Below are 24,148 nucleotides of genomic sequence, written 5' to 3'. Positions count from 1 at the left end.
GGTCGACGATCCATCTACCAGGAGCTTCACCATTTCACCCGCAACGACACACCCCACCAGCCCTGACCCGCAAAGATCAGGATGAAAAAGGCTCAATGGAAATCGGACCTCCGATTTCCATTGAAATTGCGGGCCGGAACCCGCGCTGTGATCCACCGCACTGCGGGTTGACCTTCCAACCGATGTCAAGCCCTAGCGTCGTTTCCAAGCCCGGACGGGGCGGCCGGCGAAACCGCCGCCACGTCCACCCGATCCCGCGATCCTTGGAGCGACCCGTGAACTCTTTCGTCGTGCACCGCAACGGACAGCCGGCCAACGCAGAGGAGCTGACGCCGCTGGCGTTCGCGGGCTTCGCCCACATGACCGCCATGCAGATCCGCGACGGCGGGGTTCGGGGCCTCGACCTGCACCTGGAGCGGCTGCGGACGGCCTCCCTGACGATGTTCGGCCAGGCGTTGCCCGATGATCAAGTGCGGTCCTACCTGCGCGCGGCCCTGGAAGGTGGCCCGGCCGACCTCTCGCTGCTCGCCACCGTCTATTCGCCGGCGGGCGAGTTCACCGTGGCCGGTCCCGACGCGACGCCCGAGGTCCTGATCCGCACCTCCCCTGCCACCGACGGCCCCGCGGGGCCGCTGACGCTGGCGACGGTCGAGCACGAACGGGAACTCCCGGAGGTGAAGCACGTGGGCGAGGTGGCCAAGACCTACTACCTGCGGCAGGCCGTGGAACGGGGCTTCGACGACGCGGCCTTCGTCGACCGCCGGGGCCGGCTCAGCGAGGCGTCGATCTGGAACCTGGCCTTCTGGGACGGCGAGGCGGTGGTGTGGCCCGAGGCGAAGATGCTGGGCGGGACCACGATGGGCATCGTCCGCAGGCAGCTGGAACGCCTCGGCGTCCACCAGCGCACCGCGGCGATCAGGCCCGCCGACCTGCCGGAGCTGTCCGGGGCGGCGGTCATGAACTCCTGGACGCCGGGTGTCGCGGTGCACGGGATCGACTCCGTGCCGATGCCCGAAGCACCGGCCTTCCTGGAGCTGCTGCACCGCGCCTACCAGGCCGAACCGCTCGTCACGCCGTGAGCCCCGGCTCAGGACTGCGCCAGGTAACCGGCGAGGTTGCTGCGGTTGCGCTGCAGTTCGGCGATCCGCTCCTCGGCGATCGCCAGCTCCCGGTCCATGATGGCCCGCACGTCCACGCACCATTCGAACTCCGGCAGTTCGCCGTGGACGCACGGCAGCACCGCGCGGATCACCTCGGTGGACAACCCCGCATCCAGCAGCGCGCGGATCTGCCGCACGACGACCACCGATCCCTCGTCGTACTCGCGGTAGCCGTTCGAACCACGCCGGGCCTCCAGCAGTCCCTGCGCCTCGTAGTACCGCAGCAATCGCGCGCTGACGCCGCTGACCCGCGCCAGCTCCCCGATCAGCATGTTCCCCACCTCGCCTGGACTCGACCTGCCGCTCCCAGTAAACCCGATGCGCCGCCCCGACCCGCTTCAACGGCCACCGCGGAAAGCCCCCAGGCCCCTCGTTCCGCCGGTCAAAGCCCGTGAGCACTTTTGGTCGCCATAGCAACCAAAAGTGCTCACGGCGAAGTCCACCTGCGAACCGTGTGTCGTGAGTGTTTTGAAGCGCTACGGCACTCCAAAACACTCACGAGCCCTGAACAGAGGAAACCGCGGGTGACCGGGGCCAGGCCGGATCCGCAGCGGTTGGCGTGATCATTCCAGTCGCGGCGGGGGCTCGGACTTAGCGCTTAGACTCCGGGCATGGCACAGTCGCCGCCCTTGTCCAAGCTCACCGCGTCCGAGCTCGCCGATGCCGTCCGGGACGACCGGTCGCTGCGCCGGTTCCTGCACGGCCTGCCCGGCGTCGACCAGGTCGGGTTGGAGCAGCGGGCCGCCGGCCTCGCGACGCGGAGCATCAAGAAGGCCGCGAAGCGCTGGGCGATCGACACCGCGATCTCGATGATCGACCTGACGACGCTGGAAGGCGCCGATACCGACGGCAAGGTCCGCGCGTTGTGCGCCAAGGCCCGCCACCCCGACCCGGAGCGACCGGACACGCCGCAGGTCGCGGCGGTCTGCGTCTACTCCGACATGGCCGCCACCGCGGTCCGGGCCCTCGACGGCACCGGCGTCCAGGTGGCCTCGGTGGCGACGGCGTTCCCGTCCGGCCGCTCCGCGCTGCCGGTGAAGCTCGCCGACGTGGAGTACGCGGTGGCCGCGGGCGCCGACGAGATCGACATGGTGATCGACCGCGGCGCCTTCCTCGCCGGCCGCTACGGGCAGGTCTTCGAGGAGATCCAGGCGGTCAAGGCGGCCTGCGGCGACGCGCACCTGAAGGTCATCCTGGAGACCGGCGAACTCGCCACCTACGACAACGTGCGCCGCGCGTCCTGGCTCGCGCTGCTCGCGGGCGGCGACTTCATCAAGACCTCCACGGGGAAGGTTCCACAGGCCGCGACGCTGCCGTTGACGCACCTGATGCTCCAGGCGGTCCGCGACTGGCGGGATTCCACCGGCGAGCTGCGCGGCGTCAAACCAGCGGGCGGCATACGAAACACCAAGGACGCGATCCGCTACCTGGTGGCCGTGCACGAGGTGGCGGGCCCGGAGTGGCTCACCCCGAAACTGTTCCGATTCGGCGCGTCCAGCCTGCTCAACGACCTGTTGATGCAGCGGCGCACCCAGCTCGACGGCCACTACAGCGGCCCCGATTACGTGGCGGTGGACTGATGATCGATAGCCCGTGGGAGTACGCACCGGCGCCGGAGTCGCGGGAGATCGCAAACCTCAAGCCCAGCTACCGGATGTTCGTCGACGGCGAGTTCGTCGACGGCGGCGGCGAGCCGCTGAAGAGCATCAACCCGGCCACCGAGGAACTGCTGGCCGAGGTCTCCAGCGCATCGGAGTCCGATGTGGACACCGCCGTCCGGGCGGCGCGACGGGCCTTCGAGGACACCTGGTCGACGATGCCGGGCCGGGAACGCGCGAAGTACCTGTTCCGCATCGCCCGGCTGATCCAGGAACGCGCCCGCGAGCTCGCGGTGCTGGAATCGCTGGACAACGGCAAGCCGATCAAGGAGTCGCGGGACGCCGACATCCCGACCGCGGCCGCGCACTTCTTCCACCACGCCGGCTGGGCCGACAAGCTCGGCTACGCCGGCTACGGCCCCGACCCGCGGCCGCTCGGCGTCGCCGGCCAGGTCATCCCGTGGAACTTCCCGCTGCTCATGCTGGCCTGGAAGATCGCCCCGGCGCTGGCCTGCGGCAACACCGTGGTGCTCAAGCCCGCGGAGACCACTCCGCTGACGGCCCTGGTGTTCGCCGAGATCTGCCAGCAGGCCGGGCTCCCGCCGGGCGTGGTGAACATCCTGCCGGGTGCCGGTGACATCGGCGCCGCGCTGGTCGCGCATCCCGGCGTCGACAAGGTCGCGTTCACCGGCTCCACCGAGGTCGGCAAGCAGATCCAGCGCGGCGTGGCCGGCTCCGGCAAGAAGCTGACGCTGGAGCTCGGCGGCAAGGCCGCGAACATCGTCTTCGACGACGCGCCGCTGGACCAGGCCGTCGAGGGCATCGTGAACGGGATCTTCTTCAACCAGGGCCACGTCTGCTGCGCGGGCTCGCGGCTGCTGGTGCAGGAGTCGATCGCCGACGAGCTGCTCGAGAAGCTGCGGATCCGGGTGCGGACGCTGCGGGTGGGCGATCCGCTGGACAAGAACACCGACGTCGGCGCGATCAACTCCGCCGAGCAGCTGGGCAAGATCACCGAGCTGGCCGCCAGCGGTGACGCCGAGGGCGCCGAGCGCTGGACCAGCCCGTGCCCGCTGCCGGAGAAGGGATTCTTCTTCTCCCCCACGGTCTTCTCCGGCGTCCACCAATCGATGCGGATCGCGCGCGAGGAGATCTTCGGGCCGGTGCTCTCGGTGCTCACCTTCCGCACCCCGGCGGAGGCCATCGCCAAGGCCAACAACACGCCGTACGGCCTGTCGGCCGGGATCTGGACCGAGAAGGGCTCGCGGATCCTGTGGGCGGCGCAGCAGCTGCGGGCCGGCGTGGTGTGGGCGAACACCTTCAACCGGTTCGACCCGACCGCCCCGTTCGGCGGCTACCAGGAATCCGGCTTCGGACGCGAAGGCGGCCGCGCCGGTTTGGAGGCGTACCTCGATGTCTGACAACCGCACCCCGGAGCGGCTAGCCGTGGCCAAGACGTACAAGCTCTACATCGGTGGCTCGTTCCCGCGCTCGGAGTCGGGCCGGGTGTACCCGGTGCACGACGGGCAGGGCGCGTTCCTCGCCAACGCCGCGCATGCCTCCCGCAAGGACGTCCGCGACGCGGTCGCGGCGGCCCGCAAGGCCTTCGGCGGCTGGTCGGGCGCGACGGCCTACAACCGCGGGCAGGTGCTGTTCCGCATCGCCGAGGTGATGGAGGGCCGGCGCGAGCAGTTCGCCGCCGAGATCGCCGCGGCGGAGGGCCTGTCCCACGACCAAGCCCTGTCCACAGTGGATCGCGCGGTGGACCGGATGGTCTGGTACGCGGGCTGGACGGACAAGATCTCGATGGTGCTCGGCGCCGCGAATCCCGTTGCGGGACCGTACTTCTCGTTCAGCGTCCCGGAGCCCACCGGCGTGGTCGGCGTGCTCGCGCCGCAGGACTCCGCGCTGCTCGGCCTGGTCAGCGTGGTGGCCCCGGTGATCGCGGCGGGCAACACCTGCGTCGTGGTCGCCAGCGCGGACCGGCCGCTGCCCGCCGTGACCTTCGCCGAGGTGCTGGCGACCTCCGACGTGCCCGGCGGGGTGGTCAACGTCCTGACCGGCCAAGCGGCCGAACTCGCGCCCTGGCTCGCCGCCCACGCCGACGTCAACGCCCTGGACCCGACGGGCGCCCCGGCGGAGCTGCGCACCGAACTGGCGCAGGCCGCGGCGGACACGGTCAAGCGGGTGCTGCCGGTGCGCGGCGAGCCGGACTGGGCCCGCGAGCCCGACCTCCAGCGCCTCCGGGCCTTCACGGAGGTCAAGACCGTCTGGCACCCGGTCGGCACCTGACGGACCGAAGAGGATCCGCAATTTCAATGGAAATCGAAGGTCTGATTTCCATTGAAATTGCGGAAGTCGTCCACAGGCACCGGCGTGTCGTGACCCGACACACCGACGATCCGCAAGTTCCATTGAAATCGAACCTTCGATTTCAATGGAACTTGCGGACCTCGACGCGGGTCGGTGGGCTCAGCTGGTCTTCGGGTAGACCACGCGCCCGCGCCGGATCGCACGCGTCAGCATGGCGATCACGCCGAGCACGAACACCCCGCCCAGCGCGATCGCCGCCCAGCGCGGCATCTCGTACAGCGGCGTCACGTCGTCGAAGACCGAGCCGATCACGATCTGCGACACGATGGACAGCGCGAAGGTGACCACTGCCGCAACGGCGTAGACCTGGTTGCGGGCCTTCGCGGTGAAGGCCGCGAAGAACAGCATGGTTCCCGACACCATCAGCACCAGCAGCGCCACCAGCGCCACCGTGTCCTTGAGGGTGTACGGGATCGTCGCGGTGTCCGCGAAGAGCCCGTCCAGCAGGTAGTCCGAACCGAACATGGTCAGCGCCGCCACCGCCGCCCCGCTGGCCACGACCTCCATCGTGGACCGCTTCCCGGTGCCGCGGTCGAGCTGCTCCGCGACCTGCGCGGCGTATTCGCGCGGTCGGCCGAATGCCTCGACCGGGTCTTCACCGGTCTCCGTCACGTGCGCCTCGACCTCGGCGAGCACCTCGCCGACGCGTGCGCCGGAGATCTCGTGCATCCGCAGCGCGACCAGCAGCTCGTCCCGGTACTTCTTGTCCAGCGTCATCATTCCTGCACCCCTCGTCGCACGAGCCGGATCGAGTTGTTCGCGAACTCGATCCACTTCGGTCCCAGTTCGGCCAGCGCCGCCCGCCCCTCATCGGTCAGCGCGAAGTACTTGCGGCCTGGCCCGCCTTCGCCGGCCCGCCATTCGGCCCGCAGCAACCCGTCCGCGGCGAGCCGGTTGAGCAGCGGGTAGAGCGTGCCCGCCTTCATGTCGGGCAAACCTGCCTCGGCCAGCCTCTGCAGCAGCGTGTAGCCGTAGCCCTCGCCTCCCTCGGCGAGCAGCGCCAGCACGGCCAGATCCAGCACGCCGCGCAGCCACTGCGTCTGCCTGGCCGAGATCGCCTTGTCAACCACGGGAACAAGGTAACACCAACTAGTGTGTCTCGCCAACTAGTAGGCGACACGCAGTCGCCCCGCTCGTCGATCTACGTGGAACCGGCTCCGCGCCGGAAGTCGCCTACCTCGCCACGAAGGCGGGTCGCGTCAGCGGATCTGCCAGTCGAGACGACCGTCTTCGGTGACGGTCGGATAGCTGTGCCCCGCCGGAACCCCCTCGGTCAGCGACCGGAGCACGTCCGCGAGCATCGCCGAGACGCCCCGCCACTCCGGCCTGAGCACCTGCGCCGCCTCCTGCTCCCACTCCAGCACGCAGCCCGTCAGCGGCCCCGGCCGCAGATCCACCACGAGCTCATCGGCGAACCCGTCGCCGGCGATAGGGATCCACGACGGGTGAAAGCTGGAGCCCGGCGAGCCCGCGTAGTAGTCGCAGGCCGGCCGATCCCACTGCGCCGTCCAGTTCTTGCGGTGATCCCGCCACGACTGGAGCGCCTGCGCCGCGCTGTACGGCGTGTAGAAGGGCGGCAGGACGTCGGCCAGCACATCCGCATCAGTGCCGCCGCAGCACGCCCACAGCTCGCGCAGTTCGACGGGCAGCTCGACCGCGAACTCCGATTCCAGCTCGGCGAGGTCCGGCGGCACCGGGGAGCGTAGGGCGGCTGCGGTGACGGGCGCGTGTTCCGAAAGCCAGAGCACGATCTTCGTCCACAGCTCCGTGACAACCATTCCGATCATGGTCGTCCGGAACTCGCCAAACCGGTACCGCCAAAGGTGACCCCACCGCCAGGTGCGAGCCGCCGCTGCGCCGAAGGGCGCAACGTGGATTGGACCACTGCGGCACTCCCGAATGGGGATCGTTACGAACTGTTCCGTCGACCGTTGCTTTCCGAGGGCTCGATACGGTGAGAGCCGGACCGGGGAACACGCTGTGAACGCGGAGCCCGTAGGCTTCCGCGAGGTCTGGTTCGGTGACCGGAGGTAGAGAGATGGCGCAGGACATCGTCCCCATCGAGCTCGGGCTCCCGCAGGGCGACGTCGTCACCCTGTGGGCACCGCGCTGGCGCGAGGACGGAGAGGAGTGGGAGGCATTCCTCGGGCACGAGGACGACCTCTATGGATTCCCCGACGCCGCACACCTGGCGGCGTTCGTGCGCACCGCCGAGGAGCACGACCTCGACGACCACCCGGCGTGGCACGTGGTCCCCGAGCTCCCCGCCGAGGACCTGAACCCGGACGAGGACCACCAGTACGACCTGGTCGGCGTCCCCGAGCTGGTCGCCGAGCCGCTGGACACCTGGACCATCGGCGAGCTGGCCGACATCGTCGAGATCGCTCGCTCGCTGGCCGACGTCTGCGAGCTGGACGCGGTGCACGACGTGCTGGACGCGGCCGACGGGTTCGCCATGCTCGACCAGGGCACCTTCGCGTTCTCCGGCAAGGACGGGCAGCGCCGCTGGACCGACCTGTGCCAGGTCGTCGTCGAGCGCTGGGACGAGGTGCTGGACGCCATCGACGCCGTCGTCACCACCCCGGACGTGCCCGCCGACGCCGTCGCCACCGCCGAGACCGAACTCGCCGAGGCGCTGGAGGCCGACGACGACGAGGCGGCGAGCACCGCCGAAGCGCCCGAGGTGGACGACATCGAAGAGGTCGAGGTCGGCTTCTGGGGCGAGGTCGGCATCGACCCGATCCTGATCATCACCAGCACCGGCGAGCACTACTCGCTGCGCTGCTACCTCGACGACGACCCGATCTTCCTCGGCAACGGCGGCAAGATCGACGTGTTCCCGTCAGCGCGCGCGCTGGCCCGGTTCCTGGCCGACGAGAGCGCCATCGAGGACACCGACCTGGCCCGGGTCGCGACCTGGTCGCAGGTCGTGGAGAAGGCCACCGCCGGCGAGCTGCAGGTCGAGGTCGACCCCGAGAACACCTACGTGCTGACCGGCCTGGACGCCGACCTCGGCGCCGGACCGTCCGAAGTGGACCCGACCCAGCTGGACCTCGCCGAGGAACTGCTGATGGACGCGGCCGCGTGGGCCGGCGACGACACCGTCGAGCAGGCGCTGCAGCCGTCGGAACGGCTCGGCTGGCTGGTTTCCTTCGTGCTCCGCCCGAACCCGAACCGGCTGCCGCCGAGCGCGCCGTTCGACGCCGAGGTCGAGACCTGGCGCAAGCTGGTGGAATCCCTGGAAGCGCGGTTCCGCTCGCACTGAACCGCGGGGCGCGGGTGCCGGTTTCCGCGCGAGATCGGCACCCGGGCGAGCCGCGTCAGGCCACCTCGGCGAGGAGCTGCCCGGGGGCCGCGAGCCGGCGGCGGGTCGGTTCGCCCGCGCACACCTGCGAATAGGCCTCCCGCAAGCCCTTTCGCGCGCGGTAGACGAGCGCGGCCGCGCTGTTGCGGCTGATGCCCAGGCGTCGGCTCATCTCGGCCGTCGTCTCCTCCTCGACCTCCATGCACCACAGGACGTGCCGCCAGCGGCGCGGCAGCCGGGCGAATGCCTTCGCCACCAGCTCGCGCTCCTGCTTGAGCACCGCGGGATCGATGAACGGCACGTGGTTCTCGGGCTGGTAGAAGCCGTCGAGCTCGGCGGCCAGGAGCACCCGGCGGTCCCGGTTGTTCAACGCCATCGCCAGGTTCCGCACCGTGGTGAGCAGGTAGGCGCGGAACGCGGAGTCCGGGCCGCCACCGCGGCGCAGGACGTCCAGGATCTTCACGAACGCTTCCGCGACCAGGTCTTCCGCGTCGCTGTGGGTGCCGACGACCTGCTTGGCCATGGTGTGCGCCGCAGTGCGATGCCGCGAGTACAGCTCACCGAACGCTTCGGTCGACCCAGTCCGAACCGCGTCCAGCAGCGTCCGATCGTCACCCGCGATCATCGTTCCTCTCACTGCTTTTGCACCGGTGGGAGACGTGCTGCCGCGGAAGGGCGGCGGCCGTCCCCCACCGGGTACGCCCCCACTGCGAGAGATGCTCGTCGGGACCGGGACGACGAACAAGACAGAGATTTTCAGATAGTGATTACCCCTCGAAGGGGCGACGGTGGCCCGCCGAAATATCACCCGGCAGTGGGAAATCGGCCGGCCACCGCGAGGGTCCGGGAGATCTCCACGGCCGCGGCCCGCAGCGGCCGCACGTAGGACTTGGTGTCGGCGAGCTTGCGCGCCGGGAACGAGATCGCCAGCGTCACCGGGCCGCTGGCGCCGATCACCGGCGCGGCCAGGCACGCGGTGCCCAGCGAGTACTCCTCGGAGTCGGAGACCACCGGCCGGACCGGGCGGTTGACCAGGTCGCGGATCCGGGTGATCGTGCGAGGGGTCAGGTCCGCGGGCGGGTGCCGGAGGAAGTGGTCGGCGCGCTCTTCGTGGCTCAGCCCGGAGAGCAGGCACTTGCCGATCGCCGTGGCGTGCGCGGCCTCGCGGAAGTCGGCCCAGGTGTCCACCCGGGGCGTGCGCGGGCTGTCGACGATCTCGGCGACCTCCACCTCGCCCTCGTGGTAGCGGGCGAGGTAGATGGCCGCGCTCAGGTCCTCGCGCAGGTCCACCATGACGGCGCGGACCTGGCTGCGCAGCCCTTGGTTCTGGCCGGCGACGTGCAGCCCGCTCACCTGCTCGCCCAGGATGAAGGCGCCGTCGTCGAGCTTCTCCAGATAGCCTTCGTGCACCAGGGTGCGCAGCAGGTGGTAGGCGGTCGGCAACGCGATTCCGGTACGCCTGGCGAGGGTTTTCGCGGTTGCACCGCCAGCGTGCTCGCCCACCGCCTCCATCAATCGAAGCGCGCGCTGCACCGATGCGATCAACGTGGGTTCGCCGCCCCGTGCCACCTGTCCCTCCTGAGCTCTGCGGCGCCGCGCTGCTCGCGCCGATTGTGAAACGAATTCAGGCTTGGCAGTATCCACCGCCGCCGAGGGGCACGCACCCGTTTCGGCGGCGATCTCCGATCATTCCGACAGCGCCGCGTAGCCGGGCTTGATCACCTCGTTGATGATCTCCAGCCGCTCGTCGAAGCCGATGAACGCGGACTTCATCGCGTTCACCGTGAACCACTGCATGTCCGACCAGCCGTAGCCGAACGCCTCGTGCAGCGCGGCGAACTCGCCGGACATCGAGCAGTGGCTCATCAGCCGGTTGTCGGTGTTCACGGTGACCCGGAAGCGCAGCTTCGCCAGCAGGCCGATCGGGTGGTCGGCGATCGACTTGGCGGCCCCGGTCTGCAGGTTCGACGACGGGCACATCTCCAGCGGGATCCGCCGGTCCCGCACGTAGGACGCGAGCCGGCCCAGGTGCACCGTGCCGTCCTCGGCGACCTTGATGTCATCGACGATCCGCACCCCGTGCCCGAGGCGTTCCGCGCCGCAGTGCTGGATCGCCTCCCAGATCGACGGCAGCCCGAACGCCTCACCGGCATGAATGGTGAAATGCGCGTTCTGCTGGCGGAGGTATTCGAAGACGTCCAGGTTCCGCGTGGGCGGGAATCCGGCTTCCGGTCCCGCGATGTCGAAGCCGACCACCTCCGCGTCGCGGTACCGGACGGCGAGGTTCGCGATTTCCGCCGACCTCGCGTGCTGACGCATAGCACAGAGCAAGGTACCGATTCGGATACGTTTTCCGGCGGCCGCGGCGCGGCGCTCGCCATCCCGGAATCCGTCCTGCACGGCCTGCACGATCTGTTCGAGAGCCAGGCCCCGTTCCTGGAAGAGTTCCGGTGCGTAGCGGATCTCCGCGTACACCACGCCGTCGGCGGCCAGGTCTTCGACGCACTCGGCCGCGACCCGGGCCAGCGCCTCCTCCGTCTGCATCACCGCGACGGTGCGCGAGAAGGTCTCCAGGTAGCGCTCCAGAGATCCCGAGTCCGCCGCCGCGGCGAACCATTCGCCCAGCTCATCCGCGTTCTCGTGCGGCAGGTCGGAGTACCCGACCGCCCGCGCCAGATCGATCACGGTCTGCGGTCGCAGGCCGCCGTCGAGGTGGTCGTGCAGCAACACCTTCGGAGCCAGCCGGATGGAGTCCAGGTTCACCGGAGTCGACATGCGCCCACGTTACAGCGCGCAGGTGATGACCTCACGCACAGCTACGAACAACAAACCCGAAGAAAACCTTGGATACGCCCGGGTTTCAGGCCTCGTTCAACCGGACGGCCGTCACGCAAAACTCACCCAGATGGAGGCAATCGCAACTCTTAGAGCATTCAGCGGCAAGTTTATTGGTCTTTTCGGCCTAACAATGCGCCGCCGAACGGAGTGGTAATTGGCATCGCAATCACGCAATGTATCGGGGGGTGGCTGGGAACGCGAGAACCGACTAGCTAGGCTCCTGGAGTCCTCACCCCCCTCGACGAAGGACGCCCCTAGCCGTGACCGAGAACATGTCGTTCGACCGCATGCGCAACATGCTCACGCGTGCGGCTGAGATCCGCGAGAGCGAACAGCAGCAGATCTTCGACGCCCTGGACGAGATCCATGCCCGGCTGTCGCCGCTGGAGTCCCTGGGCTCCGTGCGGAAACGCCTGTCCGAGCTGCCGGATCGCACCGAAGTCAGCGTGCTCGCCGAACGACTCGACGAGGCACTGGCCAAGCTGGAAGCGCACGACGGTGCGCTGGTCGAGCTGAAGAGCTCCGTCGACGGCCTGGTCGACAAGCTGGCCAAGCCGTTCGCGCAGCTGGACGGGCGCCTGGACGGGGTCGCGGGCCGGATGGACGGCGTTTCCGGCCGGATGGACGGCCTGGAGGACAAGCTCGGCCACATCCACAAGCGTCTCGACGAGCTCGGCCTGCACCTCGACAAGCAGGACGGCCGGCTGGAGACGCTGCCGACCGCGGTGCACGGGCCGGTGCGCGAGCGCATCGACTCGCTGGAGACCAGCCTGCGCGGCCGCTTCGCCGAGATCGACGAGGGCGTGCACGAGCACCTCGACGGCACCCGCGAGGCGCTGCAGCGCGCGGTCACCGACTCCACCGCCAACGCCCAGAACACGCTCTCCGAGGCGGTCTCCGGCACCCGCGAGCAGCTGGACGCCAAGCTCGACCAGCTCGCCGCGCGTCCCGCCGTGGACCCGACCGACCGGCTGGACAAGCTGGCCGAGCGGCTGGAGCAGCTCACCAACCGGCTGGACCAGGTCTCCGGGCACCTCACCCAGGTCGAGGACAACGTCAACACCCGGATCGACTCCGTCGAGCAGGGCTTCACCAGCCGCCTGGGCACCGTCGAAGAAGGCGTCAAGAACGGCCTCGGCGAGCTCGGCGGCACGCTGTCGAAGAACCTGTCGCAGCTGTCCGGCACGCTGGCCGCACGTCCCGACAGCGACTCGCTGGGCGCCCTGGTCCGCGAGGCCAACGAGGAGAGCGAGCGGCGGCACGCCGGTCAGCTCGACGAGGCGATGGCGACCTTCGCGGAGCTGATCCTCGGCGGCAGCGCGCCTTCCGGCCCGCCGCCGCCCACCACGCTGCCCCGGCAGCAGCGCCGCGGCCGGTCCAAGAGCGCGAAGCGCGACCCGGACAAGGCCCTGACCGCAGACGGCGACGAGGACTTCACCGCCGAAAGCGCCTAGTCCGGACCGCGCGCCGGCCGTCCCCTGGATCAGGGTGGTCCGGCCGGTGCGCGGTCCGCGACCACCCGATCCAGGATCAGCGGCGTCGACACCTCGTCGGCGCCGCTGATCTCGTATGCACCCACCAACGCCTCCCGGGCGCCGGCGACGGTTTCCGGCCGGTCGGTGTGCAGTTCCAGCAGCGGTTGGCCCGCCGTCACGCGATCGCCCGGCTTCGCCAGGCACAGCACTCCTGCGGCGTGCTGGACGTCGTCCTCCTTGCGGGCCCGGCCAGCTCCGAGACGCCACGCCGCGATCCCGACCCCGTACGCGTCAAGCCTCGCCAGCGTCCCGGTTTCCGGTGCGGTGACGACCTCGACGTGCTCGGCTCTCGGCAACGCGGCCTCCGGGTCGCCGTCCTGGGCCCGGATCATCCGGCACCACAAGTCGTACGCCCGCCCGTCGGCCAGCACCTCGGCCGGGTCCACATCGGACAGACCGGCGTGCTCGAGCATCTCGCGGGCCAGTGCCAGCGTCAGTTCCACGACGTCCGGCGGCCCGCCGCCCCGCAGCACCTCCACCGCCTCCGCCACTTCCAGCGCGTTGCCGACCGCGCGGCCCAGCGGAACCGACATATCGGTGATCAACGCGCTGGTGCGCAGGCCGTTGGCCGTGCCGATCTCCACCAGCGCGGTGGCCAGCTCCCGCGCCTGGTCCAGGTCCTTCATGAACGCGCCCGAACCGCACTTGACGTCCAGCACCAGCGACTGCACGCCCTCGGCGATCTTCTTGCTCATGATCGAGCTGGCGATCAGCGGGATCGACTCGACCGTGCCCGTCACGTCGCGCAACGCGTAGAGCTTGCGATCGGCGGGGGCCAGTCCTTCCGTCGCGGCGCACACCACCGCGCCGACGTCGTCGAGCCGGTCGCGGATCTCGTCGGGCGACAACCGGGCGCGCCAGCCCGGGATCGACTCCAGCTTGTCCAGCGTGCCGCCGGTATGGCCGAGCCCCCGGCCGGACAGCTGCGGCACCGCCGCGCCGCACGCGGCGACCAGCGGCGTCAGCGGCAGCGTGATCTTGTCGCCGACGCCGCCGGTGGAATGCTTGTCCACAGTGGGCCTTCGAACCCCGTCCAGCACCAGCGTTTCGCCGGAGGCGACCATCGCCGCCGTCCAGCGCGCCGTCTCCGCCGGAGTCATACCGCGCAGCAACACCGCCATCGCCAGCGCGGCCATCTGCTCGTCGGCGACCTGACCCCGGGTGTACGCGTCGATGACCCAGTCGATCTGCGCATCGCCGAGCACCTGCCCATCGCGCTTCGCGCGGATCACGTCAACAGCGGAATGCACCGCAACCACCTCCACGGCTCGCAACAACTTCCCGCCTATATAGAGGAACGAACCCCGCCAACAGATACACCTCGAAAGGGTGATCATCGCCAAAACCCGCACGCACGACCGAGAATGTGCAACTTACCCGCGTGCACTGCGGATTTCGACGGCCAGTCGGAGCACGTTCCCGAAGCGCCGCTACGAACTCCCCAGAGGAGCTGCGTTCCAGATCGAACATCTGCCGGGAAGTCACGAGGCCCTGCTCTGGGCGGCGGACATCGTGGCTGGTGCTGTCCGGACCGGCAAGGAAGGATCGAACAGCTGCCGCGAGCTCCTGGATGCTCGGCTCTACCAGATCGATTTGGCGATCGACTGCTGACGACCTCCGGGCATGCGCAAGGCCAGGGTCCTGGTCTGCCCCCAGGAAGCACCTGGCCTTGCGACTCGCCCGACACCCGCGGTGCGGCGCTCTCCGTACACGCCTTGCGCAACGGCCGCCTAAAGCTCGAAGGCGTCGGGGAGGACTTCGCTCATCGGCAGGACTCCTCGGGGCGTGTCGACCAGGCAGTCCGGGCCGCCCAGTTCGAAGAGGAGCTGGCGGCAGCGGCCGCACGGCATCAGCAGGTCGCCCGTTCCGCTCCGGCAGGCCACCGCGACGAACCGGCCTCCGCCGGTCAGCCGCAGTTGGCCCGCCATGGTGCACTCCGCGCACAACGTGAGTCCGTAGGAACCGTTCTCCACGTTGCAGCCGACGACCACCCGGCCGTCGTCGCACAGCGCCGCAGCTCCCACCTGCAACTTCGAGTACGGGCAGTACGCCAGCGCCGCGGCCTCCACCGCCGCGGCGCGCAGCGCCTCCCAGTCCACAGTGGTCGTCACTAGTCCTCGCCCCTGCGGTATTGCAAGCCGTCCGCCGCGGGTGGTCGTAGTCGTTGTGATGCCGCCGCGAGGATCACCAGCGTGACGAGGTGCGGGGTGTAGGCCGTCAGTTCGTCCGGGAGCTCGTCGGTGAACCAGTACACCGAGTACGTGACCGCCGCGAACACCAGGGCCACCCCGGCGCCGAACCACATCCGCCGCCACAGCTGCACGGCCACCACCACGATCAGCAGCAGCGTCGCCGCGTACAGCAGCGCGTGCACGCTGGTCTCGCCGCTGCGCAGCTGCAGGCCGTCGGCGTAGCCGAACAGCGCCGCGCCGCCCAGCAGGCCGCTGGGCCGCCAGTTGCCGAAGATCATCGCCGCCAGGCCGATGTAACCCCGGTTGTTGGTCTGGCCCTCCAGGTAGCCGGCCTGCCCCGGGTTGAGGATCAGCGCCGCGCCGCCGATCCCGGCCAGCGCGCCGGAGATGATCACCGCGAGGTACTTGTAGCGGTAGACGTTCACGCCGAGCGACTCCGCCGCGACCGGGTTCTCGCCGCAGGACCGCAGCCGCAGCCCGAACGGCGAGCGCCACAGCACCAGGTAGCTCACCGGCACCAGCAGGTACGCCAGCATCGTCAGCGGCGAGACCTCGGTGACCAGGCCGCCGAGGATGCCCGCGAGGTCGGAGATCCCGACCCGCTGCAGGTCCTCCAGCTGCTGCAGCCAGGTGCCCAGCGGCTGCGCCGAGTAGGTGTCGAACTTCGGCACCGGCGGGGATTCCCGCGGGTTCCGCGAGATCGGCTCGAACAGCAGCGTCGACAGGTACTTCGCGGTGCCCGCGCCGAGCAGGTTGATGGCCACACCGGACACGATGTGGTTGACCCCGAAGGTCACCGTCGCCACGGCGTGCACCAGGCCGCCGAGCGCGCCGAACACCGCGGCGGCGACGAGCCCGGCCAGCGGTCCCCACTGGTAGCCGGCCCAGGCGCCGCCCCAGGTGCCCAGGATCATCATGCCTTCCAGGCCGATGTTGATGACCCCGGCTCGCTCCGCCCACAGCCCGCCGAGGGCGGCCAGCAGGATCGGGATGCCCAACCGCACCGCAGCCTGCACGGTGCCGGACGAGGTCAGCTGCGGCACGCCGGTCTGGTACGAGGTGATCGACACCGCCAGGAAGCCGACCGCCACCCACAGCAGGACGCGGGCCCAGCCGGGCATCCGGCGGCCGAGGACGCCCGATTTCCGGTCCGCCGGGGCCGATGATTTGGTCGCGACCGCGGTCATGCCCGCTCACCTCCGGTTCCGGCGGCGGCCGGGGCGGCCGCGGTGCCCAGCGCACGCCCCACCCGCCGCTGCTCGGCGGCGAGTTCGCGGCGGCGCACCAACTCGTACGCGACGACGACCGACAGCACGATCGCGCCCTGCAGGATCGTCACGATCTCCTTGGGCACCCCGATGTTGTCGAGCGTCAACGAGCTCTTGTCCAAGAAGGACCAGAGCAGCGCGCCGAACGCGACGCCGATCGGGTGGTTGCGGCCGAGCAGCGCGATGGCCAGGCCCGCGAAGCCGTACCCGGTCGGGAAGTTGAGCGTGAAGGTGTGGTCGCGGCCGAGGATCTCCGGCAGGCCGGCCAGTCCCGCGACGGCGCCGGAGATCAGCATCGCGGACATGACCATGCGCTTGGAGTTCACGCCACCGGCGGTCGCCGCGGTCGGCGACAGGCCGGAGGCCCGCAGCTCGAAGCCGTAGCGGGTCCGGTCGATCAGCACCGCGTAGCCGACGCCGACGGCGGCCGCGAGCAGCACGAGGCCGAACATGGTGCCCGCGCCGCCGAGCGGGACGCCGGGCACCTGGCCGCTGTCCGGGATGATCTTGGTGCCCTGCGTGTTCCCGCGCAGCTCGCCGAAGGTCGGGACGAGGTAGGCGACCACGCCGATCGCCAGCATGTTGAGCATGATCGTGGAGATCACCTCGGACACCCCGCGGTAGACCTTGAGCAGCGCCGCGATGCCGCTCCACGCGGCACCGACGACGGCGCCGACCACCACGATCACCACGGCGTGCAGCCCGAACGGCAGGCTGATGGCGCCGCCGACGATCGCCGCCACGCAGGCGGCCAGCTTGTACTGGCCTTCGATGCCGATGTTCAGCAGGTTCATCTGGAACCCGATCGCGGCCGCGATCGCCACCAGGTAGTACGCCCCCGCCGTGTTGACGATGTCCACGGAGGTCGTGCCGCGGGCGACCTGCGCGATCATCTCCGCCAGCGTCGCGAGCGGGTTCGCGCCGGAGACCAGCAGCACCACGCTGCACAGCACCGCGGCGAAGACGATCGCCAGCGCCGGTGGCAGCAGCCGTGCGCGCCACGTGTTCATGCCGCCTCCCCTGCACCGGTCATCGCCGCACCGAGGTCCTCCGGGGTGACCGAGCGCGGGTCGGCCGTCGCGACCAGCCGCCCCCGGAACATCACCCGGATGGTGTCGGACAGGCCGATCAGCTCGTCGAGATCGGCCGAGATCAGCAGGACCGCCAGGCCGGCCGAGCGGGCGGCGCGCAGGTGGCCCCAGATGCCCGCCTGGGCGCCGACGTCCACGCCTCGTGTCGGGTGCGCGGCGATGAGCAGCGCCGGGTCGCCGGAGAGCTCCCGGCCGACCACGAGCTTCTGCTGGTTGCCGCCGGACAGCGCGGCCGCGTCCACGTCGATGCCGGGCGTGCGGACGTCGAACTCGTCGATGATCCGCTGGGTGTCGGCCTTCGCGCCCGCCCGGTCCAGCCAGACCCCCCGGGCCGTCGGCCTGCGGGTCTGGTAGCCGAGGATCCTGTTGACCCACAGCGATTGCTGCAGCAGGAGGCCCTGCCGGTGCCGGTCCTCCGGCACGTAGCCGATGCCCGCTTCCCGCCTCGCCAGAGTGGACAGACCGGTCAGGTCGCGGTCGCCGAGCACCACCCGGCCGGCGGTGACCGACCGCATGCCCATGATCGCCTCGACCAGCTCGGTCTGGCCGTTGCCCTCGACGCCGGCGATGCCGACGACCTCGCCGGCCCGCACCGTCAGGTCGACGTCCGAGAGCACCGCCCGGTCCTGGTCCGATGCGGACAGACCGGTGACGACCAGCACCTCGCGGTCGGTCACGGTGGATTCGCCGTGCTCGGGCACCGGCAGCTGGCTGCCGACCATCATCTCGGCGAGGCCGCGGCTGCTGACCTCCGCGGCCGGCACCGTGCCGACCGTGGTGCCGCGCCGCAGGACGGTGATCGTGTCGGCGATCGCCCGGACCTCGTCGAGCTTGTGCGAGATGAACAGGAACGTGAAGCCCTGTTCGCGCATGGTGCGCAGGGTGTCGAACAGCTCGTCGACCTCCTGCGGGACCAGCACGGCGGTCGGCTCGTCGAGGATGATGATCCGCGCGCCCCGGTACAGGACCTTGAGGATCTCCACCCGCTGCCGGTCGGCCACGCCGAGCCCTTCGACCAGCGCGTCCGGGCGCAGCTCGAAGCCGGCCTGCTCGGCGAGCTCCAGCACCCGCCGCCGCGCCTTCGCGCCGATGCCGTGCTCGCGCTCCGCGCCGAGCACGACGTTCTCCAGCACGGTCAGGTTGTCGGCGAGCATGAAGTGCTGGTGCACCATGCCGATGCCGGCCCGGATCGCCTCGGCGGGCGTGCGGAACCGGATTTCCTCGCCGTGCACGCGGATGGTGCCGGAGTCCGGCGCCTGCATGCCGTAGAGGATCTTCATCAGGGTGGACTTGCCGGCACCGTTCTCGCCGCACAGCGCGTGCACCTCACCGGCGCGCACCATTAGGTTCACGTCGGAGTTGGCGACCACGCCGGGGAAGGTCTTGGTGATGCCGGTCAGTTCGACGGCCGGTGCCCCGGCCGCGCCGGGTGGGCCGCCGGATTCCGGCGCAATCGAGGTGTTCATGGGGCTCCGTGGGACGTCGACACCGGCAGCGAAGCAGAAGGACGCACAACAATGGACGGTTTCGGCGAGAACGTGACGATCTTGGCGCGAACCCGCCAACCGATCCGTTGACGGGCGAGGGGCACCCCCGACGCGTCGTTCGCGCCGGGAGTGCCCCTCGCCTCGGATGTCACGGCTTGTCGGAAACCTTGATGTCGCCGCGGGCGATGGCCGCCTTGTAGGCGTCCACCGTGGGCACCAGCTCGTTGATCTTGCCACCGGAGGTGGAGTAGCCCACGCCGTCGATGCCCAGGTCGAACTTCTTCGGCAGCGAGCTCAGGTCGTTGCGCGCGACCGCCGCGATGTAGTCGTACACCGCGAAGTCGACCCGCTTGAGCATGGAGCTGATGATCACGTCCTTGTACTCCGCGACCGTCGGCTGGTTGTACTGGTCGGAGTCCACGCCGATGGCCTGCGCGCTCGAGGACTTCACCGACGAGAACACGCCCTTACCGGAGGCGCCCGCCGCGTGGTAGATCACGTCGGCGCCGGACTCCAACTGGCTGGTCGCGACCTCGGATCCCCGGTTCGGGTCCTGGAAGCCGCTGAAGTCACCGGCCGGCGACAGGTACTTGCTCTCGATCTTGATGTCCGGCGCGGCGGCCTTGGCGCCCGCCACGTACCCGGCCTCGAACTTCTCGATCAGCGGCGTCTTCACGCCGCCGACGAAGCCGATGTGGCAGTTCTTCGACCGGTGGGCGGCGATCACGCCGACCAGGAACGAGCCCTGCTCCTCGGCGAACACCAGCGACGTGACGTTCGGGATCCCCTGCACGTCCTCGTCGATGATCGCGAACTTGGTGCCCGGGAACTCCGGCGCGACCATCTTGATCGAGTCCGCGTAGGAGTAGCCGACCGCGATGACGGGGTTGTAGCCCTCGCGCGCCAGCTGCCGCAGCCGGGTCTGCTTGGCGTCCTCCGGCTCACCGGCCCCGGCGTCGAGCTCCTTGATGTCGCTGAAGCCCATCTGCGCCTTGGCGCGGTCCAGGCCGGCGACCGAGGCGTCGTTGAACGAGGCATCCCCGCGGCCACCGATGTCGAAGGCCAGCCCCACCCGCATCCCGGCGGCCTGCGGGGCGGGCTGCTGCTGCTCGTTGCCCGAAGTGGTCGGTGCGGCCCCGGCCGGCGGCGCGCTCAGCTGGCACCCCTGGCCCTGGGCGTTGTTGGTTCCCCCACCCCCGCTGTCCTTGGCACAACCCGCCAGCGCCATGGCGCCGGTGAGCAGCACTGCGACCACTGTGGCGCCGTTCCGGCGCACTCCTCCGGCACCCGAGCGCCTTCCCCAAGTCGGCGTTCGCCGCATGCCGTTCCCCTTTCCTGTCGGTCCCACCGCGCCCCCATCGCCGCTCCGGCTTTGACCGGAGGTCCGCGGCGCCGGGTGAACTCCACACGAAGGTGTTGTCTCCGGTGAATTGTTCTTCCGGGGCGCGGCGCACGCCATTCGGTGACGTGGCTCTCGAAATTAAGTCTTGACGCTGCCGCTTGGGCATTGCTCGCATGTCACGAAATGGTTTCTACATCGATCAACCGAGATGGGGCGCTTGTCTGGTCGATCACAGACGGCGCAGGCGAGTAGGCCGGGGCGATTCGTCGGGTCTAGCATCCGATGAGTCAAGGCCCCAGTTCGTGGCCGGTGACGGGCGTGCACCCAATGCCAATTGGGACCAACTGCAACTCGGGGCCGGTCGCCCCTTGTTCCCGAACGGGGCCGTCAGTCCACCAGCGAGGTTGGAGGCCTTCCACCATGGCCAGCACCACCGCCTCCGCGGCCGAGGCCCCGCAGCGCGCCACCGCACCGCGCGCAAAGGGCCGCCTCTACCGCGGCGATCTGGGCATGTGGTCGTGGGTCGCCCACCGGATCACGGGCGTACTCACCTTCTTCTTCTTGTTCGTACACGTCCTGGACACGGCCCTCGTCCGGGTTTCGCCGAACGCGTACGACACGGTCATCGAAACCTACAAGCACCCCGTGATGATCCTGTTCGAGCTGGGTCTGCTGGCGGCTGTGCTGTTCCACGCGTTCAACGGCATCCGGGTCATGCTGGTCGACTTCTGGGCCAAGGGCACGAAGTACCAGAAGCCGATGCTGTGGACGGTCGTGGTGCTCTGGCTGGTGTTGATCATCCCGGCCGCGATCAGCCTGATCAGCCGCGCAGTCACGGAACTCTTCGGGGGTTGAGCAAAATGACCGTCACCGACGCATCGCTTTCCGTGGAGAAGCCGCGCACCCCGTCGCGCCCCGCCGCGCGCCGCAACAACTTCGAGCTCTACAGCTGGTTGTTCATGCGGCTGTCCGGTGTGCTCCTGCTGTTCCTGGTGCTGGGCCACCTGCTGATCATGCTGTTCCTGGACGGCGGCGTTCACAAGATCAACTTCGCGTTCGTCGCCGGCCGCTGGGCGTCCCCGTTCTGGCAGTTCTGGGACCTCACCATGCTGTGGCTGGCGGGCCTGCACGGCGGCAACGGGCTGCGCACCGTCATCAACGACTACTCCCGAAAAGACGGCACACGCTTCTGGCTGAAGATGCTGTTGTACGTCTCGGTCTTGCTGACCGTGGGTCTGGGCACCTTCGTTCTCTTCACCTTCGACCCGAACATCGGCTAGCGCCGCAGACGACCACAGCGTGGCGAGATCGACGCCCCACCCGCGGGTCCCGCCACCGCCCGAGGAGGCGACCATGCAATTCCACAAGTACGACGTGGTCATCGTCGGCGCCGGCGGCGCCGGCATGCGCGCCGCGATCGAATCCGGCCAGCGGGCCCGCACCGCCGTGCTGACAAAGCTCTACCCCACCCGTTCGCACACCGGTGCCGCCCAGGGCGGCATGTGCGCGGCGTTGGCCAACGTCGAAGAGGACAACTGGGAGTGGCACACCTTCGACACCATCAAGGGCGGTGACTACCTGGTCGACCAGGACGCCGCCGAGATCATGGCGAAGGAAGCCATCGACGCGGTCCTCGACCTGGAGAAGATGGGGCTTCCGTTCAACCGGACCCCGGAAGGCAAGATCGACCAGCGCCGGTTCGGCGGTCACACCCGCGACCACGGCAAGGCCCCGGTCCGCCGCGCCTGCTACGCCGCGGACCGCACCGGTCACATGATCCTGCAGACGCTGTACCAGAACTGCGTCAAGCACGGCGTGGAGTTCTACAACGAGTTCTACGTCCTGGACATCATGCTCAGCGACGGCCCGGACGGCCAGCAGGTCTGCTCCGGCGCGATCGCCTACGAGCTGGCCACCGGCGAGATCCACGTCTTCCAGGCCAAGTCCGTCATCTTCGCCACCGGCGGCTTCGGCAAGGTCTTCAAGACCACGTCGAACGCGCACACCCTCACCGGCGACGGCATGGGCATCATCTACCGCAAGGGCCTGCCGCTGGAGGACATGGAGTTCTACCAGTTCCACCCGACCGGCCTGGCCGGCCTGGGCATCCTGATCACCGAGGGCGTCCGCGGTGAGGGCGGCATCCTGCGCAACGCCGACGGCGAGCGGTTCATGGAGCGCTACGCCCCGACGATCAAGGACCTGGCGCCGCGCGACATCGTCGCCCGGTCGATGGCCCTGGAGGTGCTGGAAGGCCGCGGCGCGGGTCCGAACAAGGACTACGTGCTGCTGGACGTGACGCACCTCGGCGAGGAGCTGCTCGAGGCGAAGCTGCCGGACATCATGGAGTTCTCCCGCACCTACCTGGGTGTGGAGCCCACCAAGGAGCCGGTGCCGGTCTACCCGACCGCGCACTACGCGATGGGCGGCATCCCGACCAACATCGTCGGCGAGGTGCTGCGGGACAACGAGAACGTCATCCCCGGCCTGTACGCCGCCGGCGAGTGCGCGTGCGTCTCGGTGCACGGCTCGAACCGGCTGGGCACCAACTCGCTGCTGGACATCAACGTGTTCGGCCGCCGGTCGGGCATCGCCGCGGCCGAGTACGCGCTCGGCCACGACCACGCCGAGATCCCGGAGGAGCCGACCAAGCTCGTGGAGGGCATGGTCGACCACCTGCGCACCGCGCACGGCGGCGAGCGGGTCGCCACGATCCGTACCGAGCTGCAGCAGACGATGGACGCCAACGCCTCGGTGTACCGCACCGAGGAGACCCTGAAGACGGCGCTGTCGGACGTGCAGGCTCTCAAGGAGCGCTACGGCCGGATCTCCGTGCACGACAAGGGCAAGCGGTACAACTCCGACCTGCTGGAGGCCATCGAGCTGGGCTTCCTGCTCGACCTGGCCGAGGCGCTGGTCAACGCCGCGCTGGCCCGCAAGGAGTCCCGCGGCGGCCACGCTCGCGAGGACTACACCGCCCGGGACGACGTCAACTTCATGCGGCACAGCATGCAGTACAAGGTCCTGCCCGAGGAGGAGGACCCGAACGCGCCGCTCGGGTTGACCGGATTCCAGGCCGACATCCGCCTGGACTACAAGCCCGTCGTCGTCACCCGGTACCAGCCGATGGAGCGTAAGTACTGATGACCGCCGCTACCACGAAAAAGAACAACGACCACCTCACAGCGTCTGATCTTCCGGCTGACGCACCGCCGATCCCGGACGGCGCGACGATGGTCACCGTCAAGATCCTCCGGTACAACCCGGAGGTCGACGAGGACCTGCACTGGGAGTCCTACCGGATCCCGGCGCTCCCGTCGGACCGCGTGCTGAACCTGCTGCACTACATCAAGTGGTACGTCGACGGCACGCTGACCTTCCGCCGGTCCTGCGCGCACGGCGTGTGCGGGTCCGACGCGATGCGGATCAACGGCGTCAACCGGCTGGCCTGCAAGGTGCTGATGAAGGACCTGCTGGCCAAGGGCGGCGAGACCACGCTGACCATCGAGCCGATCAAGGGCCTGCCGGTCGAGAAGGACCTGCTGGTCGACATGGAGCCGTTCTTCGAGGCCTACCGGGCGGTCAAGCCGTACCTGATGACCACTGGCAACGAGCCGACCCGGGAGCGCATCCAGTCGGTCGCCGAGCGGGCCCGGTTCGACGACACCACCAAGTGCATCCTGTGCGCGGCGTGCACCACGTCGTGCCCGGTGTACTGGTCGGACGGCAACTACTTCGGCCCGGCGGCGATCGTCAACGCGCACCGGTTCATCTTCGACAGCCGCGACGAGGGTGCCGAGGAGCGACTGGACATCCTCAACGACGTCGACGGGGTGTGGCGCTGCCGCACGACCTTCAACTGCACGGACGCCTGCCCGCGAGGCATCCAGGTCACGAAGGCGATCCAGGAGGTCAAGCGGGCTCTGATGTTCCGCCGCCGCTGACCCCCGGCAACACCGA

Annotated in this window: 24 protein-coding genes; 11 read left to right on the top strand and 13 right to left on the bottom strand. The window is 69.4% G+C overall.

From position 1 onward, the window contains the following. Positions 1-275 precede the first annotated feature (275 nt). Positions 276-1,079 carry an aminotransferase class IV family protein gene (locus AB0H93_RS37990; RefSeq protein WP_358580254.1) on the top strand — a complete coding sequence of 268 codons (804 nt, stop codon included), beginning with the start codon at positions 276-278 and terminating at the stop codon, positions 1,077-1,079. 8 nt (positions 1,080-1,087) lie between these two features. Here AB0H93_RS37990 and AB0H93_RS37985 read toward each other — a convergent pair whose 3' ends face one another. Further along, positions 1,088-1,432 (bottom strand): MerR family transcriptional regulator, encoded by a 345-nt coding sequence (locus AB0H93_RS37985; RefSeq protein ID WP_358580252.1) that lies wholly within the window; start codon positions 1,430-1,432, stop codon positions 1,088-1,090. 339 nt (positions 1,433-1,771) lie between these two features. On the opposite strand from AB0H93_RS37985, the gene deoC reads away from it, so the two are divergent. From deoC to AB0H93_RS37970, 3 genes are read left to right on the top strand one after another with little or no spacing between them, the layout of a single operon-like run. Next, a complete protein-coding gene (gene deoC, locus AB0H93_RS37980) occupies positions 1,772-2,740 on the top strand; it encodes a deoxyribose-phosphate aldolase (RefSeq protein ID WP_358580250.1) in 969 nt (322 codons plus the stop codon). Further along, positions 2,740-4,179: an aldehyde dehydrogenase family protein gene (locus AB0H93_RS37975; protein ID WP_358580248.1), complete on the top strand. Its 1,440-nt coding sequence runs from the start codon at positions 2,740-2,742 to the stop codon at positions 4,177-4,179. Before deoC ends, AB0H93_RS37975 begins: the two co-directional genes overlap by 1 nt. Further along, the gene (locus AB0H93_RS37970; protein WP_358580246.1) at positions 4,172-5,050 is read left to right on the top strand and encodes an aldehyde dehydrogenase family protein; all 879 of its coding nucleotides are present in this window, start codon (positions 4,172-4,174) and stop codon (positions 5,048-5,050) included. Before AB0H93_RS37975 ends, AB0H93_RS37970 begins: the two co-directional genes overlap by 8 nt. 180 nt (positions 5,051-5,230) lie before the next feature. On the opposite strand, the gene AB0H93_RS37965 is transcribed toward AB0H93_RS37970, so the two are convergent. The 3 genes from AB0H93_RS37965 to AB0H93_RS37955 form a co-directional block, all read right to left on the bottom strand. Further along, positions 5,231-5,851: a hypothetical protein gene (locus AB0H93_RS37965; RefSeq protein ID WP_358580244.1), complete on the bottom strand. Its 621-nt coding sequence runs from the start codon at positions 5,849-5,851 to the stop codon at positions 5,231-5,233. Next, a complete protein-coding gene (locus tag AB0H93_RS37960; protein ID WP_358580241.1) occupies positions 5,848-6,201 on the bottom strand; it encodes a PadR family transcriptional regulator in 354 nt (117 codons plus the stop codon). The genes AB0H93_RS37965 and AB0H93_RS37960 overlap by 4 nt, the downstream gene beginning before the upstream one ends. A gap of 129 nt (positions 6,202-6,330) precedes the next feature. Beyond that, positions 6,331-6,909, bottom strand: coding sequence for an SMI1/KNR4 family protein (locus tag AB0H93_RS37955; RefSeq protein WP_358580238.1), 579 nt, complete (start codon positions 6,907-6,909; stop codon positions 6,331-6,333). Positions 6,910-7,169: 260 nt separating this feature from the next. Between AB0H93_RS37955 and AB0H93_RS37950 the strand changes: the two genes are divergently transcribed. Then, complete coding sequence (locus AB0H93_RS37950; protein WP_358580235.1) at positions 7,170-8,396, top strand: primosomal protein; 1,227 nt, start codon at positions 7,170-7,172, stop codon at positions 8,394-8,396. Between the two features lie 55 nt (positions 8,397-8,451). Here the strand turns inward: AB0H93_RS37950 and AB0H93_RS37945 are convergent, their stop codons facing one another. From AB0H93_RS37945 to AB0H93_RS37935, 3 genes are all read right to left on the bottom strand, one after another. Continuing rightward, positions 8,452-9,060, bottom strand: coding sequence for a sigma-70 family RNA polymerase sigma factor (locus tag AB0H93_RS37945; RefSeq protein ID WP_358580232.1), 609 nt, complete (start codon positions 9,058-9,060; stop codon positions 8,452-8,454). A 179-nt stretch (positions 9,061-9,239) separates the two neighbouring features. Further along, on the bottom strand, positions 9,240-10,004 hold the full coding sequence (locus AB0H93_RS37940) for a helix-turn-helix domain-containing protein (protein WP_358580229.1): 765 nt from the start codon (positions 10,002-10,004) through the stop codon (positions 9,240-9,242). Positions 10,005-10,121: 117 nt separating this feature from the next. Beyond that, positions 10,122-11,210, bottom strand: coding sequence for an adenosine deaminase (locus tag AB0H93_RS37935; protein WP_358580227.1), 1,089 nt, complete (start codon positions 11,208-11,210; stop codon positions 10,122-10,124). Between the two features lie 323 nt (positions 11,211-11,533). Here AB0H93_RS37935 and AB0H93_RS37930 point away from each other — a divergent pair, with 323 nt between their 5' ends. Next, complete coding sequence (locus AB0H93_RS37930) at positions 11,534-12,727, top strand: hypothetical protein (protein ID WP_358580224.1); 1,194 nt, start codon at positions 11,534-11,536, stop codon at positions 12,725-12,727. Between the two features lie 29 nt (positions 12,728-12,756). Here the strand turns inward: AB0H93_RS37930 and AB0H93_RS37925 are convergent, their stop codons facing one another. Continuing rightward, the gene (locus AB0H93_RS37925) at positions 12,757-14,067 is read right to left on the bottom strand and encodes a thymidine phosphorylase (protein WP_358580258.1); all 1,311 of its coding nucleotides are present in this window, start codon (positions 14,065-14,067) and stop codon (positions 12,757-12,759) included. 70 nt (positions 14,068-14,137) lie between these two features. On the opposite strand from AB0H93_RS37925, the gene AB0H93_RS37920 reads away from it, so the two are divergent. Beyond that, complete coding sequence (locus AB0H93_RS37920) at positions 14,138-14,419, top strand: hypothetical protein (protein WP_358580221.1); 282 nt, start codon at positions 14,138-14,140, stop codon at positions 14,417-14,419. 119 nt (positions 14,420-14,538) lie between these two features. Here the strand turns inward: AB0H93_RS37920 and AB0H93_RS37915 are convergent, their stop codons facing one another. From AB0H93_RS37915 to AB0H93_RS37895, 5 genes are all read right to left on the bottom strand, one after another. Continuing rightward, positions 14,539-14,919, bottom strand: a complete 381-nt coding sequence (locus AB0H93_RS37915; RefSeq protein ID WP_358580219.1) for a cytidine deaminase — start codon at positions 14,917-14,919, stop codon at positions 14,539-14,541. Beyond that, on the bottom strand, positions 14,919-16,187 hold the full coding sequence (locus AB0H93_RS37910) for an ABC transporter permease (protein ID WP_358580217.1): 1,269 nt from the start codon (positions 16,185-16,187) through the stop codon (positions 14,919-14,921). Before AB0H93_RS37910 ends, AB0H93_RS37915 begins: the two co-directional genes overlap by 1 nt. After that, positions 16,184-17,278, bottom strand: coding sequence for an ABC transporter permease (locus tag AB0H93_RS37905; RefSeq protein WP_358580215.1), 1,095 nt, complete (start codon positions 17,276-17,278; stop codon positions 16,184-16,186). Before AB0H93_RS37905 ends, AB0H93_RS37910 begins: the two co-directional genes overlap by 4 nt. Continuing rightward, positions 17,275-18,825 carry an ABC transporter ATP-binding protein gene (locus AB0H93_RS37900; RefSeq protein WP_358580213.1) on the bottom strand — a complete coding sequence of 517 codons (1,551 nt, stop codon included), beginning with the start codon at positions 18,823-18,825 and terminating at the stop codon, positions 17,275-17,277. The genes AB0H93_RS37905 and AB0H93_RS37900 overlap by 4 nt, the downstream gene beginning before the upstream one ends. A gap of 169 nt (positions 18,826-18,994) precedes the next feature. Continuing rightward, a complete protein-coding gene (locus tag AB0H93_RS37895) occupies positions 18,995-20,074 on the bottom strand; it encodes a BMP family ABC transporter substrate-binding protein (RefSeq protein WP_358580256.1) in 1,080 nt (359 codons plus the stop codon). Positions 20,075-20,608: 534 nt separating this feature from the next. Between AB0H93_RS37895 and sdhC the strand changes: the two genes are divergently transcribed. The 4 genes from sdhC (at position 20,609) to AB0H93_RS37875 (ending at position 24,132) form a co-directional block, all read left to right on the top strand. Beyond that, positions 20,609-21,043, top strand: a complete 435-nt coding sequence (gene sdhC / locus AB0H93_RS37890) for a succinate dehydrogenase, cytochrome b556 subunit (RefSeq protein WP_132493609.1) — start codon at positions 20,609-20,611, stop codon at positions 21,041-21,043. A gap of 5 nt (positions 21,044-21,048) precedes the next feature. Then, complete coding sequence (locus AB0H93_RS37885; RefSeq protein ID WP_358580210.1) at positions 21,049-21,468, top strand: succinate dehydrogenase hydrophobic membrane anchor subunit; 420 nt, start codon at positions 21,049-21,051, stop codon at positions 21,466-21,468. Positions 21,469-21,541: 73 nt separating this feature from the next. After that, positions 21,542-23,332: a succinate dehydrogenase flavoprotein subunit gene (gene sdhA, locus AB0H93_RS37880; protein ID WP_358580208.1), complete on the top strand. Its 1,791-nt coding sequence runs from the start codon at positions 21,542-21,544 to the stop codon at positions 23,330-23,332. Further along, positions 23,332-24,132, top strand: coding sequence for a succinate dehydrogenase iron-sulfur subunit (locus AB0H93_RS37875; RefSeq protein ID WP_358580205.1), 801 nt, complete (start codon positions 23,332-23,334; stop codon positions 24,130-24,132). Before sdhA ends, AB0H93_RS37875 begins: the two co-directional genes overlap by 1 nt. Positions 24,133-24,148 lie beyond the last annotated feature (16 nt).

Origin of the sequence: Saccharopolyspora sp. NPDC050642 (genome assembly GCF_040654735.1) — a bacterium.
Classification (GTDB): domain Bacteria; phylum Actinomycetota; class Actinomycetes; order Mycobacteriales; family Pseudonocardiaceae; genus Saccharopolyspora; species Saccharopolyspora elongata.
The sequence above is the reverse complement of the archived record's forward strand: the minus strand, read 5'-3'. Positions and strand labels throughout refer to the sequence as shown.

Coding starts and splice junctions, on each gene's coding strand:
- AB0H93_RS37955 (WP_358580238.1), bottom strand. CDS start 6,909: ATGGTTGTCACGGAGCTGTGGACGAAGATCGTGCTCTGGCTTTCGGAA.
- AB0H93_RS37935 (WP_358580227.1), bottom strand. CDS start 11,210: ATGTCGACTCCGGTGAACCTGGACTCCATCCGGCTGGCTCCGAAGGTG.
- AB0H93_RS37900 (WP_358580213.1), bottom strand. CDS start 18,825: ATGAACACCTCGATTGCGCCGGAATCCGGCGGCCCACCCGGCGCGGCC.
- AB0H93_RS37970 (WP_358580246.1), top strand. CDS start 4,172: ATGTCTGACAACCGCACCCCGGAGCGGCTAGCCGTGGCCAAGACGTAC.
- AB0H93_RS37885 (WP_358580210.1), top strand. CDS start 21,049: ATGACCGTCACCGACGCATCGCTTTCCGTGGAGAAGCCGCGCACCCCG.
- AB0H93_RS37905 (WP_358580215.1), bottom strand. CDS start 17,278: ATGAACACGTGGCGCGCACGGCTGCTGCCACCGGCGCTGGCGATCGTC.
- AB0H93_RS37945 (WP_358580232.1), bottom strand. CDS start 9,060: ATGATCGCGGGTGACGATCGGACGCTGCTGGACGCGGTTCGGACTGGG.
- sdhC (WP_132493609.1), top strand. CDS start 20,609: ATGGCCAGCACCACCGCCTCCGCGGCCGAGGCCCCGCAGCGCGCCACC.
- AB0H93_RS37875 (WP_358580205.1), top strand. CDS start 23,332: ATGACCGCCGCTACCACGAAAAAGAACAACGACCACCTCACAGCGTCT.
- sdhA (WP_358580208.1), top strand. CDS start 21,542: ATGCAATTCCACAAGTACGACGTGGTCATCGTCGGCGCCGGCGGCGCC.
- AB0H93_RS37895 (WP_358580256.1), bottom strand. CDS start 20,074: ATGGCGCTGGCGGGTTGTGCCAAGGACAGCGGGGGTGGGGGAACCAAC.
- deoC (WP_358580250.1), top strand. CDS start 1,772: ATGGCACAGTCGCCGCCCTTGTCCAAGCTCACCGCGTCCGAGCTCGCC.
- AB0H93_RS37965 (WP_358580244.1), bottom strand. CDS start 5,851: ATGATGACGCTGGACAAGAAGTACCGGGACGAGCTGCTGGTCGCGCTG.
- AB0H93_RS37975 (WP_358580248.1), top strand. CDS start 2,740: ATGATCGATAGCCCGTGGGAGTACGCACCGGCGCCGGAGTCGCGGGAG.
- AB0H93_RS37985 (WP_358580252.1), bottom strand. CDS start 1,432: ATGCTGATCGGGGAGCTGGCGCGGGTCAGCGGCGTCAGCGCGCGATTG.
- AB0H93_RS37950 (WP_358580235.1), top strand. CDS start 7,170: ATGGCGCAGGACATCGTCCCCATCGAGCTCGGGCTCCCGCAGGGCGAC.
- AB0H93_RS37910 (WP_358580217.1), bottom strand. CDS start 16,187: ATGACCGCGGTCGCGACCAAATCATCGGCCCCGGCGGACCGGAAATCG.